The sequence below is a fragment of the Cupriavidus consociatus genome, from assembly GCF_017814975.1.
Classification (GTDB): Bacteria; Pseudomonadota; Gammaproteobacteria; order Burkholderiales; family Burkholderiaceae; genus Cupriavidus; species Cupriavidus consociatus.
This window is the reverse complement of record NZ_JAGIQA010000026.1, coordinates 1-16,991: the sequence shown is the minus strand read 5'-3', so window position 1 is coordinate 16,991 and position 16,991 is coordinate 1. Positions and strand designations below refer to the sequence as shown.

Below are 16,991 nucleotides of genomic sequence, written 5' to 3'. Positions count from 1 at the left end.
ACAGGAGGAACCGATCATGCGAATCCGAGGCATTGAAGCACTGGCCGGTGGCCAGGGCAGCAACGACGGCGCGGCGCAAGGCGGTGGCATCGCCACGCTCAGCCGCCGCGGTTTCCTGAAACTCACCGGCCTGGCCGGGGGCGGGCTGGCGCTGGGCGTGGCCCCGCTGGCGCAGGCGCAGGAAGCGGGCAGGTCCAAGGCACCGCCGCCGCAGGCGTTCCTGATCATCGCGCCGGACAACACCGTCACGGTGGCGGTGAACCGGCTAGAGTTCGGCCAGGGCGTGCATACCGCGCTGCCGATGGCGCTGGCGGAAGAACTGGACGCAGACTGGCGCAATGTGCGCGCGACGCTGGCCCCGGCAGGCGACGCGTACAAGGATCCCGCCTTCGGCATGCAGATGACCGGCGGCTCGACCGCGCTGAACCACTCGTTCCAGCAGTACCGCGAGCTGGGCGCGCGTGCCCGCGCCATGCTGGTGACTGCCGCCGCGCAGAAATGGAAGGTCGATCCGGCCAGCGTCAAGGTCGAGCAGGGGGTCCTCACCTCCGGCAGCCATCGCGCCACCTTCGGCGAACTGGCGCCGGCGGCGATGGAGCTGCCGGTGCCGCAGCGGGTCACCCTGAAAGACCCGGCGCAGTTCCGCATCGTCGGCAAGCCCACGCAGCGGCTCGACGCGCGCGGCAAGATGGCGGCGACCACGCCATTCGGCATCGACACGAAGCTCGACAAGATGGTGGTGGCCGTGGTCGCGCGGCCGCCGCGCTTTGGCGGCAAGGTGAAGTCATTTAACGCCGACAAGGCGCGCGCGGTGCAGGGCGTGCATGGCGTGATGCAGGTGCCGGTCGATCGCGGCGGCACCGGCGTGGCGGTGGTCGGCAGCGGCTACTGGCCGGCCAGGATGGGCCGCGATGCGCTGGAGATCCAGTGGGAAGACGCGGGCTCCAAAGTGTCGTCGCAGGCGCTGTTCGACGAGTATGCGAAGCTGGCCGCGCAGCCGGGTACGGTGGCGCGCGCTGGCGAAGGCGATATCAATGCGGCCATCAACGGTGCCGCGCGCAAGGTCGATGCGGAGTTCCGCTTCCCGTACCTCGCGCACGCGCCGATGGAGCCCCTAAACTGCACGCTGCAGCCCGACGTGCAGGGCGGCAAGCTGCAGGCGGTCAAGGTATGGGTGGGGTCGCAGTTCCAGACCGTAGACCAGGCCGCGATCGCGCGCACGCTGGGCCTGCCGCCCGACAAGGTGGCGCTCAACACCATGATGGCCGGCGGCGGCTTCGGCCGGCGCGCGGTACCGACCTCCGACTACGTCGTCGAAGCGGCCAACGTGCTCAAGGCCTGGGTGGCCGCGGGGCATGCCGAGCCGCTCAAGGTGGTGTGGAGCCGCGAGGACGATATCCGCGGCGGCTACTACCGTCCGCTGCATCTGCACCGCGCGCGCATCGGCTTCGATGCGCAAGGCAAGGTGGTGGGCTGGCAGCACACCGTGGTCGGTCAGTCGATCCTGAAGGGCACGCCGTTCGAGCCCTTTATGGTCAAGAACGGCGTCGATGCGACCATGACCGAGGGCATCGTCGAGAACGACTATGACCTGCCGCTGCAGATGTCGGTGCACCACCCGCAGGTGGATGTGCCGGTGCTGTGGTGGCGCTCAGTCGGCAACACGCATACCGCCTTCGTCAAGGAAACACTGGCCGATGAAATGGCCGCCGCCGCGAAGCAGGACCCGGTGGCGTTCCGGCTGGCGCGCCTCGACGAGAAGAAGCACGCGCGCCATCGCGCCGCGCTGCAGCTGGCGGTGGACAAGTCCGGCTACGGCAAGCGCAAGCTGCCCAAGGGGCATGCGTGGGGCGTGGCGGTCCACGAGTCGTTCAGCACCGTGGTGGCCTATGTGGTCGACGTGTCGCTGGTGAAGGGCGAGCCACGCGTGCACCGCGTGACCGCCGGCGTGCATGCCAATCGCGTGGTTAACCCGCTGTCCGCCGAAGCCCAGATCCAGGGCGGCTGTGTGTTCGGGCTGGCGATGACGAAGCCGGGGTTTGCCATCGAGATCGAGAATGGCGCCGTGAAGAACAGCAATTTCACCGACTTCCCGCCGCCGCGCATCACCGATGCTCCGGTGGTGGATGTGTTCTTCGTGCCATCGCAGGACAACCCCACGGGCCTGGGCGAGCCGGGCGTGCCGCCGATCGCGCCCGCGGTGGCGAATGCGCTGTTCCGGCTGACCGGCAAGCGGCAGCGGCAATTGCCGTTCGTGCTGGCCTGACGGAAGGCGTGGCGTGGCGCCCCAACACGGGCGCCGCGCAGGCGCATCCCCCGAACGCGGCTGGCGGGTGCGCATGTTGTTATCGCACCAGTGTTGGCGCCTGCATGGCTGCACCCTATTGCGTTTGCGCGCCGGGCCGCGTAGAACGTGGAGACACTGCGCCGCCCGGCCGCCGACTGGCGACGGGCTGGCGCGCCGGACGTTCGAGGTGTGGCCATGGAGACCCAGGAAAGTACCCTAACCCTTGCCCTGATGACGGAGCCCGCGCGGGCCCGCGTGTGCCGCGCGCTGCTCGACGCGGGCGAGAAGGGGCTGCCCGCGGCCGACCTGGCCCACATCGCGAAGGTCAGCCTGGCGCGCGCCGGGCACCTGTTCCAGGAACTGGTGCAGGCCGAAGTGCTGGCGCTGTCGATCCAGGAACGCAAGGTCTGCTACGTGCTCAAGGCGCGGCGCGCGGTCACCGAAGCGCTCGGCTACATCGACGCGAGCGGCCTGGCTGAGTGAGTGCGTCCGGCGCCGCGCGCACGGCAAGTGCCGGCGGCCGCTATTTCCGTACCTCCTTGAGCGCGCGCTCGCGTGCCGCCTGCATGTCCTGCATGAGCCGGTACGCCGCGTAGTACTTGAAGATGTTGCGCACGTAGGTGGTGGTCTCGATGCCGATCTTCTCCGCCACCACGATCTCGACATTGTTGAACCACTTGTCGGGATCCAGCCCCCGCGCCGCCGCTTCCTTGCGCATCTTGGCGATATTGCCCGGCCCGGCGTTATAGCTGGCAAAGGCGAACAGCGGCCGGTTCGAGTCCGAGAAATGCGCGTCGGGGAAGTACTTCGTCATCAGCCGGTCCATGTACTTGGCACCGGCGTGGATGTTGGCCTCGGTCATCCGGATATTGCCGACATCCAGCTCCTTGCCGGTCGCCGGCATGATCTGCATGATGCCGACCGCGCCGACATGGCTGCGCGCCTCCTGGTTCAGCTGCGACTCCTGGAAGCCCTGCGCGGCCAGCATCAGCGGGTCGAAGCCATAGTCCTTGCCGTACTTCTCGAAGAAGGCGATAGTCTGCTGGAAGCGCTTGTACTCGGCATCGTCGGTGTTGTTCTTGATCTGCTTGACGCGCTGCATGGACTGCTTGAGCAGGTACTCCGCCACGCCCTGCTTCTTGACATAGTTGACGTAGAAGTCCTCGATCGCCTGCCGCAGCTGCGGGCTGTTCTTGCGGAAGGCCCAGCCGACATAGCCGCCTTCGCGCACGGCGAGGTCATCGCGGACCTTGATGTTCGGCAGGATCTGCGCCCACATCACGGCCTTCCAGTCGTCTACCACCACGATCTGCAGCACGCCCGCGTTGAGCATCTCGAGCGCGTCTTCGTCTTCGAGCGCGTCTGGCAGCATGACCAGCTTCATCGGCGCCTTGCCGGCGTGGCGCAGGCCGTCGTTCAGCACGGTCAGGCTTTCGAAATAGCTGCTGGCGCGCCGTACGTGCACGGTCTTGCCGGCCAGGTCGTCAAGGCGCTGCAACGCCGGTGCCTTCGGCCCGGTGACCACCAGCTCGCGCACCGGCTTGCGGTCGCGCGGCGCGGTGAAATCGACCTGCTTGAGCCGGCTCTCGGTCTCGGTCAGGTTGCCGGCCGCGATATCGCCAAGCCCGGCCATCAGATCGGGCAGCAGGCGATCGCGCGTGGTCGGGATAATGATGACGGTCAGCGGGCGCTTGCCGAGCTGGTCGGCGTATTTCTTGTTCAGGTAGCGCTCGAAGTTACGCACCAGCTCCGCGGTCAGTCCGCGCTCGCGCCCCTTGTCGCTGAAGTAAAGCGTGCGGCTGTATGGCACCAGCACGCGGATGACGCGGCTCTTGAGCATCACGTCGAAATCGCCGGTACGGGGCTTGTTGGCAAGGCTCAGGCCACGTGGCTTGGCGGGTGCCGCCTCGCTCGCCGGCGCGGTAGCTGCCGGTGCCGCCGCGGCGGGCGCCGGCTTCGGCGAAGCGGGCATTTGCTGCGCCACGGCAGAGGGCGCGCGCAGGTCGAGCAGGCCCATCAGGCCGGCTAGAAGAAGGCCTGCCAACCATAAGGACGGGCGGGCAGCGGACATGGCGCGGGGTGCAAGCCGCGCAAGCATGCGCGCGGCTTGTCCACATCGAGTCTAGGCGCGATACGCCGCCTTGCAAGCACGGGCCGGTGCGCTGGCTGCTGAAGGGCAGCGAAGACATGCGCAACGCGTCAAGGGCGGGAAAAGACGATGGCCGGCTTGCGCCGGCCATCGAACTCACGTGGCTGAGCGATGCCGCTACTTCTTGGGCGCTGCCATTTCCTGGCGGGCCGTTGCGTCAGCGGCCTGGTTCTCGACCTTGCGCTCCTGCTTGGCCTCGCCGACTTCTTCCTTGTACTCGCCCTTGGCGGCCTTCTTCTTCGCCTTGTATTCGTCGGAGGCGCGCTTGCGTGCCTCGCGGCGCTCGACCAGCGGGTCCTTGGGCGGTTCGATCTGGGTCATGCCGGGCGGCACGCCTTGCGCGCCGGCCGGGGGTGCCGCGGGCGCGGCCGTGGTCTGGGCGAAAACGGTGGCACAGCTGAGGCCTGCCAGGCCGGCGGCAATCGCGCCGACAATCTTGGGAAGGCGAGCGGGCTGTTTCGGATCCATGGAAAACCTCCAGAGTTGTTGTCGGACGCGCCGGCAGTGGAGGGGCCCGGCGCGGCTAGGACCGTGCCTCGCCACCGTGGCGGCGAGGCAGCGGTAGCCCTCAGTCTAGGCAGCGGGCTCACTTTGCGCTGTCGGTCGAGCGCTGATGCGGTGCCGGCATTACTCTTACACGGCGGCATTGATGTATGGCCGCAACAAACTCCGGTTAAGGGTCCGGTTAAGGGTCCGGTTAAGGGCGCCACCGTCACTCCAACCCCATCGCACACCGCATCGCGCGGCCTCCGGCGCGGATTTCAGCGAGGCGGCGACAACGCCACGCTGGCAGCGCGGCGATCCCTGCACAGCATGCCGGAGCAAGGGCCGTCGCCAGCGGCGAGGGGTCATATCACCCCTTCCGCGCGCAGCGCCTGCATGTCTTGCCAGGTCAGGCCGACCCTGGCGTAGATCTCTTCGTTGTGCTCGCCGACTGACGGTCCGGTTCGGGGCACGGCGGGCTCGTAGCCGGAGAAGCGCGGCACGTGGCACGGCGCGGGAACGGAGCCCAGATCGGGATCGGGCAGGCGCACGATCGCCTCGCGCGCGCGGAAGTGCGGATCTTCCAGGATGTCCTGGATGGTGAAGATCTTGCTGAAGGGGATCTGCTGCGCTTCCAGCGCCGCGGCAACGGCGCGGTAGTCGTGCGCCGCGAACCAGGCACCGATCGCGTCATCCAGCGTGTCGAGGTGCCGCACGCGCGCCGGGTTGGTGGCGTAGCGCGCATCCTCCGCCAGTTCCGGCCGGCCGATCGCCGCGCACAGGCGCCGGAAGATCGGGTTGGACGACGCCACCATCGAGACCCAATGGCCGTCGGCGGTCGCATACATATTGGACGGCGCCGTGTACGTGGCCAGGTTGCCCGCGCGCTGGCGCACCTGGCCGAGCTGTTCGTATTCCACCGCGAGCGGCTCCAGCAGGCGGAACAGCGCTTCGGTGGCAGACAGGTCGATATCCCGGCCGGGCGCGGCGGGATCGCGCCGGCGCTCCGCCGCCGCGGTGGCGATGGCGAATGCGCCGAACAGGCCGGCCACCACATCGCCGGCCGGATAGTTCATGTGCAGCGGCGGACCGCCCGGCTCGCCGGCAAGGTTGGTGAAGCCACTCATGGCTTCAAACACGCGCGCGAAGCCGGCGCGCGACGCATACGGGCCGGTCTGGCCGAAGCCAGTCAGGCGCAGCACGATCAGGCGCGGGTTCGCCTCGCGCAACGTCTCGGCGTCGAGGCCCCAGCGATCGAGTGTGCCGGTGCGGAAGTTCTCGACCAGCACGTCGAATTCGGGCAGCAGCCTGAGGAACAGCGCGCGCCCCTGGGGCTGCCGCACGTCGAGCGAGATGCCGCGCTTGCCGCGATTGGCCACTTTCCAGTAGAGCGGCAGGCCGTCCTTGACGGGTGCCAGGCCGCGCAGCGGATCGCTGCCGTCGGGCAGCTCGAGCTTGACCACGTCGGCGCCCATGTCGGCGCACAGCGTGCAGGCGAGCGGCGCGGCCAGCACCGTAGCCATGTCCAGGATGCGCAGCCCGGCGAGCGGGCCTTCGGTCTTGCCGTTGCCGTTCACAAACGAAGTCTGGTTCATGCGTCCACCTTGATGTCGCGCGCCTTGATCAATGCTGCCCAGCGCTTTGCCTCGGCCTGCAGCAACTGGTCGAACTGCCCGGCGTCGAGCGGCAGCACTTCCGCGTCCAGCGCCGCGAGCCGGTTGCGCACGTCGGTGGTGCCCATCGCCGCCTGCAGCGCGGCGCCGAGGTAGTCGACGATGGCCGGCGCCGTGCGTGCGTGGACAGCCAGGCCATACCAGGATCGCACCAGCGCGTCGGGATAGCCCGCCTCGGCGATGGTCGGGACCTCCGGCAGCGAGCGCGTGCGCCGCGCGGCATTGACGGCGAGCGGCCGTACGCGATTCGACTGGATCAGCGGCAGCACCAGGTTCTGCGACACCAACGCGAACTGCAGCTGCCCGCGTCCCAGGTCCGGCACCGAAGGCGGCTGGCCCTTGTAGCCGACATTGGTCACGCGCACGCCGGTGGCTTCGAAGAACAGCTCCTGCGCCAGGTGCAGCGAGCTGCCGGCGCCCGGCACCGGCACGTTGACCGCGCCGGGCCGCGCCTTGGCCCAGGCCGCGAACTCCTTCAGCGTCTTCACAGGGACGTCGTTGTGCACCACGAATACCGATGGCACCGCGGCCACCGAGCCGATGGCGCGGAAATTCTGCACGCGGATGCCGGAGTCGGGGTAGAGCGTCTGCGCCACCGCCAGCACCGGGGTCACGCCGAGCATCGTGTAGCCGTCCGCCGGCGCGCGGCTGGCGAACTCGATGCCGATGCGGCCATCTGCACCCGGCTTGTTTTCCACGACCACGCGCTGCGGCAGGTCGAGCGACATGCGGTCGAGCGCGGCGCGCAGCGTGACGTCAACCACGCCGCCCGCCGGGTAAGGGATGACCGCGCGCAGCGGCCGCTCGGGGAAGTTGCCCGGGCCGGTGCTGGCGCGTGCCAGCGCCGGCAACAGGCCGGGCGCGGCCATCATCAGGGCGGTCTGGAACGCGGTCCTTCCGAATGCTCGGCGGTCCATGCTGTCTCCTCGTACTTGTATCGGTATCGATATTTGCGCCTGCCGGTCAGGCGGGCAGGTATGGACGCAGGCAATCGAGCGACTGGCGCGTCTGCCGCACCAGCCGGTCCATGATCCGCGCCACGGGCTCGACTTCCTTCACCCAGGCAACGCTCTGGCCCGCCGCCTCATACATCAGCGGCGCGATCTCGTGCTCTTCCACCGCCGCCAGCAGCCGGCCGGTCAGGGCCTGCTGGTAGGGCATGTCGAGCGGCGCCGGGGCATCGGCCGCCGCCCACGCGTCGGAGAAGGCGCTGCGCACCACGCGGCAGGGCTTGCCGCTGTGCGCGCGCGTGATCACCGTGTCTTCGCTGCCGGCGGACAGCAGCCGCTCGGTCAGCGCGGCCGGCAGCCGGTGCTCGGCGCTGCCCAGCCACACGGTGCCAAGCCACGCGCCCTGCGCCCCCATCGCCAGCGCCGCGGCGATCTGGCTGCCTTCGCCGATGCCCCCGGCGGCAAGCACGGGGCGTCCCTCGGCAGCCGCGATGATCTGCGGCACCAGCGTGAAGGTGCCGATCGTGCCGGTATGTCCGCCGGCGTCATAGCCCTGCGCGACCAGCACGTCGACGCCGGCTGCGATGGCCTTGCGCGCATGCTTGACGGCGCCGACCAGCGCCATGGTGGTCTTGCCGGCCCGGCGCACCCTGGCGATGGTGTCTGCCGGCGTGCCGACTCCCGCTGCGAACACCTCCACCTCGCTTTCCGCCACGGCGGCGACCTGCTCCTCGAACAAGGCCTGCGAACGCACATATTGCGAGAAGAAGTTGCCCGCCGTGGCCGGCGGCACGTCGAAGCGCTCGAACAGGCCGTCGACGAAGCGGCGATGTCCTTCCGGAATCGCGGCGCTCACATCTTCCGGGGTGGAGACGCCCGGCAGCGCGGTAGGCAGCAGCAGGTCCACGCCCACCGGCGCGTCCGGGCACAGCGCACGCAGGTCGCGCAGCTTTTGCGCCAGTTCGTTGGGGCCGTCGCGTGCCGCGGCATAGACGCCGAGTCCACCCGCATTGGAAATGGCGGCGGCCACTTCAATGCTGTGCGCCAGCCCGAACACCGGGTAGCGGATGCCCAGGCGGCGGCACAGCGCGTTGGCCAGGTTCTGGTCAGCAGTGCTTGCCATCATTGCGCTCCAAACAGGTCCGGCTCGAAATCGAGGCAGGGGTGTTGCGGCATCGCCGAAGCCGTCTTCATCACGTGCCGGCCGACCAGGTTCTTGTGGACCTCGCTGGTGCCTTCGCCGATCTGGTTCATCTTGGCGTCGCGCAGGAAGCGCTCGATCGGATACGCGTTCAGGTAGCCGTTGCCGCCCAGCAGCTGCGCGCAATCCACCACCACGCGCATGCACAGGTCGGTGCTGTGCATCTTGGCGATCGAGGCGTGGATCGAGGTCTCGGAATCCTTGCGGTCATAGCGCTGCGCCGAACTGTAGACCAGGCAACGGGCGGCCTCGATGCGTGCGGCCATGTCGGCCAGCATCCACTGGATGCCCTGGTGCTCGCCTGCCGCCTTGCCTGATACCTGCCGGTGCCCGGCGTACTGCGCGGCAATCTGCAGCGCGCCGGTCATCCGTCCCAGCGCGATCGCGGCATGGCCGATACGTGCGCGCACCAGCGTGTCCTGTGCCAGCGCCATGCCCTGTCCCTCCTCGCCGAGGCGATGCGAGACCGGCACGAAGACATCGTCGAGCCGGACCTCGGCGATCGGCACGCCATGCCAGCCGAGCTTGGGAATGATCGGCGATACGCTCAGGCCTTCGGCATCGCGCGGTACCAGGAACGCTGTCAGGCCCTTGCTGCCGCCAGGGCCGTCGGCAAGCGATGCCACCACGACAAACATGTCGGCTACGGTGGCGCGGGTAATGAACTTCTTTACGCCAGTGAGCCGATAGCCACCGGGGTGCCGGCTGGCGACGGTGCGCAGCCGCGCAAGGTCCGATCCCGCGCCGGGCTCGGTCAGCGCGAACGCGGACTGCTTGCTGCCGCTGGCCAGCTGCGGCACCGTCTGCGCGCAAAGCTCCGGCGAACCGCCCGCGACGATCGGGCGCGAGGACAGGTCGGTGCCGGTGACCAGCGACGCCGCCGTGCTGCACGTCCGCGCAATCTCCTCGATGATCCTGACGCGCAGCAGCATCGAAGCCTCGGTGCCGCCGAGCGCGGTGGGAAACGCCGTGGCGATGACGCCGCTTTCTGCCAGCGTGCGGAACGTGTCCCAGGCGAATTCGTCGTTGCGGTTCACCGCGTTGGCCCTGGGGCCGATGGTGTCGCGGACCAGTGCCTGGACACGGACCAGCATGTCGTTCTCCGCCGCATCGAGCGGCGCCAGTGGATGGTGTTCGGCAGACAGGGGCATGGGGAGCGGTCTCCTTGGTGGTGGTGTGCGATTGCCTCTAACGATAGAGAGGCGGTATGCTCGGATCAATGCCGATATCGGAAAGCAGATATCTCATCAGGAGATAGCAGGAGAGGTTATGCAAACGGATGCGGGACACGACCTGACGCTCAAGGCGTTGACCACGTTCGTCGCCGTGGCGCGCGCGGGCAGCGTGTCGGGCGCAGCGGCGCAACTGGGCCTGGCACAGTCTGCGATCAGCCGGCAGGTCGCCGAGCTGGAGAAGATGTTCGGCGGCCCGCTGTTCTACCGCACCGGCCGCGGCGTGCGGCCGACCACGCTGGCCGCGCAGGTGCTGGCGGATGCCGAGCCGCTGCTGGACGGCGCCAGGCAGCTGGTGGAGTCGGCGCGCGGCCGTGCCGGCAACATCAGCGGCATGGTCACGCTGGGGCTGGTGCCGGCGGTGGCGCCGCTGCTGTCGAGCCGGCTCTACGCCGCCGTGCAGGAGCGGCTGCCCGCGGTAAGGCTGCGCATCGTGGAGGGCTACAGCGGCGAGATCGAAACACGGCTGACGCAGGGCAGCATCGATCTCGCCGTGCTGAACCGCTATCGTGCCGAGGGCCGCAACAGCTATCGCCGGCTGCTCGACACACCGCTGATGCTGGTTGGCCGGCGCGAGACCCAGCACGCACACTGGCGCGCCGCCGGCGGCAGGCCGGCTTCGATGCTGCTGCGGCAGATCGGCGGGGTGCCGCTGGTCCTGCCGGTGCCGCCCAACGCTATCCGCAACCTGCTGGAAGAGGCAGCCGCCGCGCACCGCATCGCCCTCAACGTCTGCATGGAGGCCAGCTCATCGGTGGTCATCAAGCGCATCCTGTCCGACCATGCCGCATTTTCCGTGCTGCCATACCACGCAGTGGCGGCCGAGCTGGAAAGCCGGGAGTTCGACGCCGTGCCCCTGGCCGACCGCGCCATGCGGCAGAGCGTGGTACTGGCGACAAGCAGCCAGCGCCCCTTCACCGCCGCGGCGCGACAGGTGGCGCAGATGATCCCCAAACTCGCCGAGGTGCTGATCGGCGAAGGGAAGTGGCGGCGGTGACAGAGATGCCTGGCGCGGGACGCGGCGCGTGCCGCTGTGCGAGCGGGTACATCGTCACCAGGCCAGGTAGATAGGGCACGCCGAAAGCCTCCGCACCCGGCGAGGATTCGCCGCAACCAGTTGGCAACGACTTTTCTGTCGCGTCATCACGATCGGCGGGTGCCTGACTGCGCCCGGTGGTTCGCCCCAATCTGGTCCGGCGAATCTTTATGTGTTCTTTATACGCACCGATCACCTTTCTACCCGGTTTTTACGGCCCCGTCGCTAAGCTGCAAGGCGAAACCATTCAAAGGTGCTTCGTCATGGACGGGATCTACTTGATCGTATTGATCGGCTTCGCGGTGTCGAGCGCGGCCCTGCTGGGGCTTTGCGCCGCGCTGGCGCCCAACGCTTCGGCAAGCGGCGAACACGACGTCCCGCATCACCAGATGCCGGGCAAGAACAGCGCGCTGGACAGGGGGTTGTGATGAGCTGGACGGCTCTGCTGAGCGGCACGCTGGCCGTTGCCATTTTAGTTTACCTCCTCATTGCGTTGTTCCGGCCGGAGAAATTCTGATGTCCTCCCAATTCGTGGGCCTGCTGGTCCTCTATCTCGCCGTCCTGCTGGCGTGCGCCCCATTTCTCGGCCGCTATCTGCGGCGTGCCGTCGAGGATGACCGCTATGCCCTGACCGCGTGGGGCCGTCCGCTGGAACGGCTGCTGTATCGCCTGGGTGGCGTGCGTGCCGAATCCGGGATGGGGTGGAAGCAGTACACCATCGCCGTGCTGGCGTTCAACCTGCTCGGCGTGGTGGCGGTCTATGCGCTGCAGCGCGTGCAGGGCATGCTGCCGCTGAACCCGCAAGGCTTCGGCGCGATCACGCCGGACTCGGCTTTCAACACCGCCATCAGCTTTGTCAGCAACACGAACTGGCAGGGCTATGCCGGCGAGACGACCATGGGCTATCTGACGCAGATGCTCGCGCTCACCGTGCAGAACTTCCTGTCCGCGGCCACCGGCATCGCCGTGGCCTTCGCGCTGATTCGCGGCTTTGCGCGCCAGCGCGCCGCCACCATCGGCAACTTCTGGGTCGACATGACCCGGGTCACGCTGTACGTGCTGGTGCCGATTGCGACCGTGATCGCACTGGCGCTGGTCAGCCAGGGCGTGATCCAGAACTTCGAAGCCTACAAGGAAGTCAGCCTGGTCACGCCGGTCGAATACAGCCAGCCGAAGGTCGACGGCGCCGGGCAGCCGGTGCTCGATGCGCAGGGCAAGCCGGTGACGGAAGACCTGAAGACGGACAAGCAGACGCTGGCAATGGGGCCGGTTGCCTCGCAGGAAGCCATCAAGATGCTGGGCACCAACGGCGGCGGCTTCTTCAATGCCAACTCGGCGCATCCGTTCGAGAACCCGAATGCGCTGGCCAATCTTATCGAGATGCTGGCGATCTTCCTGATTCCGGCGGCGCTGTGCTTCACCTTTGGCGAGATGGTCGGCGACAGGCGGCAGGGCGTGGCCGTGCTGGGCTCCATGACGGTCATCTTCGTGGCGATGGCTTGCGTTGCGGCGATGTCCGAGCAGATGGCCAATCCCGCGCTGTCGGGCCTGCCGCTCGACCATGCCGGTTCGCTGTTGCAGGCAGGCGGCAATATGGAAGGCAAGGAAACCCGCTTCGGCATCGCTGCGTCGGCGTTGTTCGCCACCATCACGACCGCAGCATCCTGCGGCGCGGTCAATGCCATGCATGACTCCTTCACCGCCATCGGCGGGCTGGTGCCGATGCTGCTGATGCAACTGGGAGAAGTCGTGTTCGGCGGCGCGGGTTCGGGGCTGTATGGCATGCTGGTCTACGCCGTGCTCGCGGTCTTCATCGCCGGGCTGATGATCGGCCGAACGCCGGAGTATCTCGGCAAGAAGATCGAAACCTATGAGATGAAGATGGTGGCCGTGGCGATCCTGGTTACGCCCCTGCTGGTGCTGCTCGGCACGTCGGTGGCGGTGATGGCCGAGGCGGGGCGCGCGGGTGTGTTCAACCCCGGCACGCACGGCTTCTCCGAGATCCTGTACGCGCTCTCGTCGGTGGCCAACAACAACGGCAGCGCCTTTGCGGGCCTCTCTGCCAACACGCCGTTCTACAACATGCTGCTAGCCGCGGCGATGTGGTTCGGAAGGTTCTGGATCATCATCCCCGTGCTTGCGCTGGCGGGTTCGCTGGCAGCCAAGAAGCGCGTGCCCGTGAGCGGCGGCACGATGCCGACGCACGGCCCGCTGTTTGTCGTGCTGCTGGTGGGCACGGTACTGCTGGTCGGCGCGCTGACCTATGTCCCGGCGCTGTCGCTGGGTCCCGTCGCCGAGCAGCTGCAGGGCGCGGTGACGGCGACCGCGGGCAAGTAGGAAGCCAGGTAAATCGACCACTGATCAAGACCTAGCAAGCATTCCCACAAGTCCGGCCCCTGCATGGCCTGGCCAATGCAGGTGCCCGCTGTCTCTAGCGGATTGCGGAGAAACCATGCAACATGAATCGACGGCCCCAGTGGCCAAGGGCAGCGCCGGCAGGACCGGCGCATCGTCCGCCAGCACGCCTCAGGTGAAAAGCGCGCCGGTATCGGACCGGCAACACGGTTCCCACCAACATCGCCCGTCCGCGCGCGGCATGTTCGCGCCGGAGCTGGTGAAGCCCGCGCTGGTCGCCGCATTCAGCAAGCTGTCGCCGCGCGACCAGCTGCGCAACCCGGTGATGTTCGTGGTCTACGCGGGCAGCATCCTGACGACCATCCTTTTCCTGAAGGCAATGGTGGCACCGGCACCGGCAGCGGGCGGCGAATCCGCCGGCTTCATCCTGGCGGTATCGGTGTGGCTGTGGTTCACGGTGCTGTTCGCGAACCTTGCCGAGGCACTTGCCGAGGGCCGGAGCAAGCAACAGGCCGAAGCGCTGCGCGGGCTGAAGACCACGGTGACCGCGCGCGTGCTGAAGGAAGGCAGGCGCGCAAGCGCAACGGAGGCGCGCCCCGCGACGGCGCTGCGCCGCGGCGATGTGGTGCTGGTCGAGGCTGGCGGGATGATCCCCGGCGATGGCGAAGTGATCGTGGGCGTGGCCTCGGTCGACGAAAGCGCCATCACCGGCGAATCGGCGCCGGTGATCCGTGAATCGGGCGGCGACTTCTCGTCGGTGACCGGCGGCACGCGTGTGCTGTCCGACTGGATCGTTGTGCGCATCACGACCAACCCGGGCGAAAGCTTCATCGACCGCATGATCACGATGGTCGAAGGCGCCAGGCGGCAGAAGACCCCGAACGAGCTGGCCCTGACCATCCTGCTGGTCGGTTTGACCATCGTTCTTCTACTGGCCACGGCTACGCTGCAGCCGTTCTCGCTCTACAGCGTGCTGGTGACCAAGGCTGGCGTGCCGGTGACGATCACCGTGCTGGTGGCCCTGCTGGTGTGCCTGATCCCGACCACGATCGGCGGGCTGCTTTCCGCGATCGGCGTGGCCGGCATGAGCCGGATGATGGAAGCGAACGTGATCGCCACCTCGGGCCGCGCGGTCGAGGCCGCCGGCGACTTGGACGTGCTGCTGCTCGACAAGACCGGCACCATCACCCATGGCAACCGCCAGGCCTCGCGCTTTATCCCGGCGCCTGGCGTGTCGCCGTTGCAGCTCGCGGAAGCGGCGTGGCTGTCGTCGCTGGCCGACGAAACGCCGGAAGGGCGCAGCATCATCACACTGGCCCGACAGCTGCCCGGGCTGACCGCTTCCGCGATGGCAAGCCTGAAGCCGGAATTCGTGCCGTTCAGCGCGCAGACGCGCATGAGCGGCGTGGATCTGCGCGATGGCGGCGGCGAGCGCCACGTGCGCAAGGGCGCCGCCGATGCCGTGCGCCGGTACGTCACGGAGCGCGCCGGCAAGTTCCCCGACGCGGTGTTGCAAGCCGTCGACGAGGTCGCGCGCGCCGGCAGCACGCCGCTGGTGGTTGCCGACGCCAACGGCGATTCGGTGCGCGTGCTTGGCGTGATCGAATTGAAGGACATCGTCAAGACCGGCATCCGCGAGCGCTTCGGCGAGCTGCGCAAGATGGGCATCAGGACCGTGATGATCACCGGCGACAACCGTCTGACCGCGGCTGCGATCGCGGCGGAAGCAGGAGTTGACGACTTCCTGGCCGAAGCCACGCCAGAGGCCAAGCTCAGGCTGATCCGCCAGTACCAGGCCGAAGGGCGGCTGGTCGCGATGACCGGCGACGGTACCAACGACGCCCCTGCGCTCGCACAGGCCGACGTGGCCGTGGCGATGAACAGCGGCACGCAGGCCGCCAAGGAAGCCGGCAACATGGTGGATCTCGACAGCAATCCGACCAAGCTGATCGAGATCGTCGAGATCGGCAAGCAGATGCTGATGACGCGCGGCTCGCTGACGACCTTCAGCGTCGCCAATGATATCGCCAAGTATTTCGCAATCATCCCGGCGGCCTTTGCCACCACGTATCCGCAACTCAACCTGCTCAATGTGATGAGCCTGGCCACGCCGGCGTCGGCCATCATGTCGGCGGTGATCTTCAACGCGCTGATCATCGTCGTGCTGATTCCGCTGGCGCTCAAGGGCGTGGTCTACCGGCCGCTGGGCGCCGCGGTACTGCTGCGTCGCAACCTGCTGATCTACGGTCTTGGCGGCATCCTGGTGCCCTTTGCCGGCATCAAGCTGATCGACATGTTCCTGGCCCTGTTCGGCTGGGTCTGATTTCCTCCTGCTTTCTGGAAAATTTGGGAGCACTCATGAATACGCAAGTGCAGTCCCGGCAGCCGTCGCCGGCCCCGGTGCAAGGTGGCCTGTTGCGGCCAATGCTGGTGGTATTCGTTGGCTTGTCGCTGGTGGCCGGCCTGCTGTATCCCGGCGTGATCACGGCGATTTCCAAGACCGTGTTCCCGCATCAGGCAGGCGGCACGCTGATCGAGAAGGATGGCAGGACGCTTGGCTCGGAATTGATCGGCCAGCCGTTCTCCGATCCCAGGTACTTCTGGGGCCGGCTGTCGGCCACGGCGCCGATGCCGTATAACGCCGCGGCTTCGGTCGGGTCCAACCTCGGGCCCTCCAATCCGGCGCTGACCGATGTCGCGCGTGCGCGCACCGACGCACTGCGCGCAGTGGATCCGGACAATCAGGCGCCGGTGCCCGTGGACCTTGTGACGGCATCCGGCAGCGGGCTCGACCCGCATATCAGCCCTGCGGCCGCCGAATACCAGATGGCGCGCGTCGCGCGCCTCAGGGGGATCCCGATTGAACAGGTGAAGCAGCTGGTTGCCGCAAACACGGAAGCGCCGCTGCTGCCGGTGCTGGGGGATCCGGGCGTCAATGTATTGAAGCTGAACCTGGCATTGGATGCCATCGCACGCAAGTAGCACGGTGCCGGCGATGCGGGACGATGCCGCTGCGGCACGTGCCCGTCCCGGCCGCCTCCACCCCGATCTCCCCCTCCGGGAAAACCCCCATTTGGCCGCTGTCTTGAAATGGCCATACCCCGTCCCTATAATTAGCACTCGTCGGGGGTGAGTGCTAACAGCATGTAGTGCCCCTTGCGACATCTGAACATTTCAGACGGCCGTCGCCTCGGTAGCCGGCCGATTTGTGATTAAACACTCACTTTTGTATCTAGGAGTCCGTATGAACCTGCGTCCTCTGCACGACCGCGTGATCGTGAAGCGTCTGGACAACGAAACCAAGACCGCGTCCGGTATCGTGATTCCCGACAACGCTGCCGAGAAGCCCGATCAAGGCGAAGTGCTGGCAGTCGGTCCCGGCAAGAAGGATGACAAGGGCAACAACATCGCCCTCGACGTCAAGGTTGGCGACCGCGTGCTGTTCGGCAAGTATGCCGGCCAGGGCGTGAAGGTGGAAGGCCAGGAACTGCTGGTCATGCGCGAAGAAGACATCATGGCCGTGGTGAACAAGTAATCACCAACTGACCGCCACCCGTACAGATTTCAGGAGATTTCAAGAATGGCAGCTAAAGACGTAGTGTTCGGCGACGCCGCACGTGCCAAG

The 16,991-nt window shown here is 67.5% G+C and carries 15 protein-coding genes; 9 read left to right on the top strand and 6 right to left on the bottom strand.

Annotation, left to right across the window (positions count from 1 at the left end):
• Positions 1 to 16 precede the first annotated feature (16 nt).
• Together J8I82_RS28275 and J8I82_RS28270 are read left to right on the top strand one after the other, a co-directional pair.
• Positions 17 to 2,266, top strand: a complete 2,250-nt coding sequence (locus tag J8I82_RS28275; RefSeq protein WP_209762286.1) for a xanthine dehydrogenase family protein molybdopterin-binding subunit — start codon at positions 17 to 19, stop codon at positions 2,264 to 2,266.
• A 216-nt stretch (positions 2,267 to 2,482) separates the two neighbouring features.
• Complete coding sequence (locus J8I82_RS28270; protein WP_209762283.1) at positions 2,483 to 2,770, top strand: helix-turn-helix domain-containing protein; 288 nt, start codon at positions 2,483 to 2,485, stop codon at positions 2,768 to 2,770.
• A 40-nt stretch (positions 2,771 to 2,810) separates the two neighbouring features.
• Here the strand turns inward: J8I82_RS28270 and J8I82_RS28265 are convergent, their stop codons facing one another.
• From J8I82_RS28265 to J8I82_RS28240, 6 genes are all read right to left on the bottom strand, one after another.
• Positions 2,811 to 4,358: an MltF family protein gene (locus tag J8I82_RS28265; protein WP_209762279.1), complete on the bottom strand. Its 1,548-nt coding sequence runs from the start codon at positions 4,356 to 4,358 to the stop codon at positions 2,811 to 2,813.
• A gap of 195 nt (positions 4,359 to 4,553) precedes the next feature.
• The gene (locus J8I82_RS28260; protein WP_209762276.1) at positions 4,554 to 4,904 is read right to left on the bottom strand and encodes a hypothetical protein; all 351 of its coding nucleotides are present in this window, start codon (positions 4,902 to 4,904) and stop codon (positions 4,554 to 4,556) included.
• A gap of 380 nt (positions 4,905 to 5,284) precedes the next feature.
• Positions 5,285 to 6,514 (bottom strand): CaiB/BaiF CoA transferase family protein, encoded by a 1,230-nt coding sequence (locus tag J8I82_RS28255; RefSeq protein WP_209762273.1) that lies wholly within the window; start codon positions 6,512 to 6,514, stop codon positions 5,285 to 5,287.
• Positions 6,511 to 7,509, bottom strand: coding sequence for a Bug family tripartite tricarboxylate transporter substrate binding protein (locus J8I82_RS28250; RefSeq protein WP_209762270.1), 999 nt, complete (start codon positions 7,507 to 7,509; stop codon positions 6,511 to 6,513). Before J8I82_RS28250 ends, J8I82_RS28255 begins: the two co-directional genes overlap by 4 nt.
• Before the next feature lie 46 nt (positions 7,510 to 7,555).
• Positions 7,556 to 8,665, bottom strand: a complete 1,110-nt coding sequence (locus J8I82_RS28245) for an NAD(P)H-dependent flavin oxidoreductase (protein ID WP_209762267.1) — start codon at positions 8,663 to 8,665, stop codon at positions 7,556 to 7,558.
• Positions 8,665 to 9,894 (bottom strand): acyl-CoA dehydrogenase family protein, encoded by a 1,230-nt coding sequence (locus J8I82_RS28240; RefSeq protein ID WP_209762264.1) that lies wholly within the window; start codon positions 9,892 to 9,894, stop codon positions 8,665 to 8,667. The genes J8I82_RS28245 and J8I82_RS28240 overlap by 1 nt, the downstream gene beginning before the upstream one ends.
• Before the next feature lie 118 nt (positions 9,895 to 10,012).
• On the opposite strand from J8I82_RS28240, the gene J8I82_RS28235 reads away from it, so the two are divergent.
• The 7 genes from J8I82_RS28235 (at position 10,013) to groES (ending at position 16,901) form a co-directional block, all read left to right on the top strand.
• Positions 10,013 to 10,972: a LysR family transcriptional regulator gene (locus tag J8I82_RS28235; RefSeq protein WP_209762261.1), complete on the top strand. Its 960-nt coding sequence runs from the start codon at positions 10,013 to 10,015 to the stop codon at positions 10,970 to 10,972.
• Positions 10,973 to 11,274: 302 nt separating this feature from the next.
• A complete protein-coding gene (locus J8I82_RS28230) occupies positions 11,275 to 11,439 on the top strand; it encodes a hypothetical protein (protein ID WP_209762258.1) in 165 nt (54 codons plus the stop codon).
• Positions 11,439 to 11,528, top strand: coding sequence for a K(+)-transporting ATPase subunit F (kdpF, locus tag J8I82_RS39400; protein WP_209762255.1), 90 nt, complete (start codon positions 11,439 to 11,441; stop codon positions 11,526 to 11,528). The genes J8I82_RS28230 and kdpF overlap by 1 nt, the downstream gene beginning before the upstream one ends.
• Positions 11,528 to 13,348, top strand: a complete 1,821-nt coding sequence (gene kdpA / locus J8I82_RS28220; RefSeq protein ID WP_209762252.1) for a potassium-transporting ATPase subunit KdpA — start codon at positions 11,528 to 11,530, stop codon at positions 13,346 to 13,348. The genes kdpF and kdpA overlap by 1 nt, the downstream gene beginning before the upstream one ends.
• Positions 13,349 to 13,607: 259 nt before the next feature.
• The gene (gene kdpB / locus J8I82_RS28215; RefSeq protein WP_245180219.1) at positions 13,608 to 15,689 is read left to right on the top strand and encodes a potassium-transporting ATPase subunit KdpB; all 2,082 of its coding nucleotides are present in this window, start codon (positions 13,608 to 13,610) and stop codon (positions 15,687 to 15,689) included.
• A 35-nt stretch (positions 15,690 to 15,724) separates the two neighbouring features.
• Entirely contained in the window at positions 15,725 to 16,348 is a 624-nt protein-coding gene (kdpC, locus tag J8I82_RS28210; protein WP_209762245.1) for a potassium-transporting ATPase subunit KdpC, read from the top strand.
• 262 nt (positions 16,349 to 16,610) lie between these two features.
• Entirely contained in the window at positions 16,611 to 16,901 is a 291-nt protein-coding gene (gene groES / locus J8I82_RS28205) for a co-chaperone GroES (protein ID WP_063237002.1), read from the top strand.
• Positions 16,902 to 16,991 lie beyond the last annotated feature (90 nt).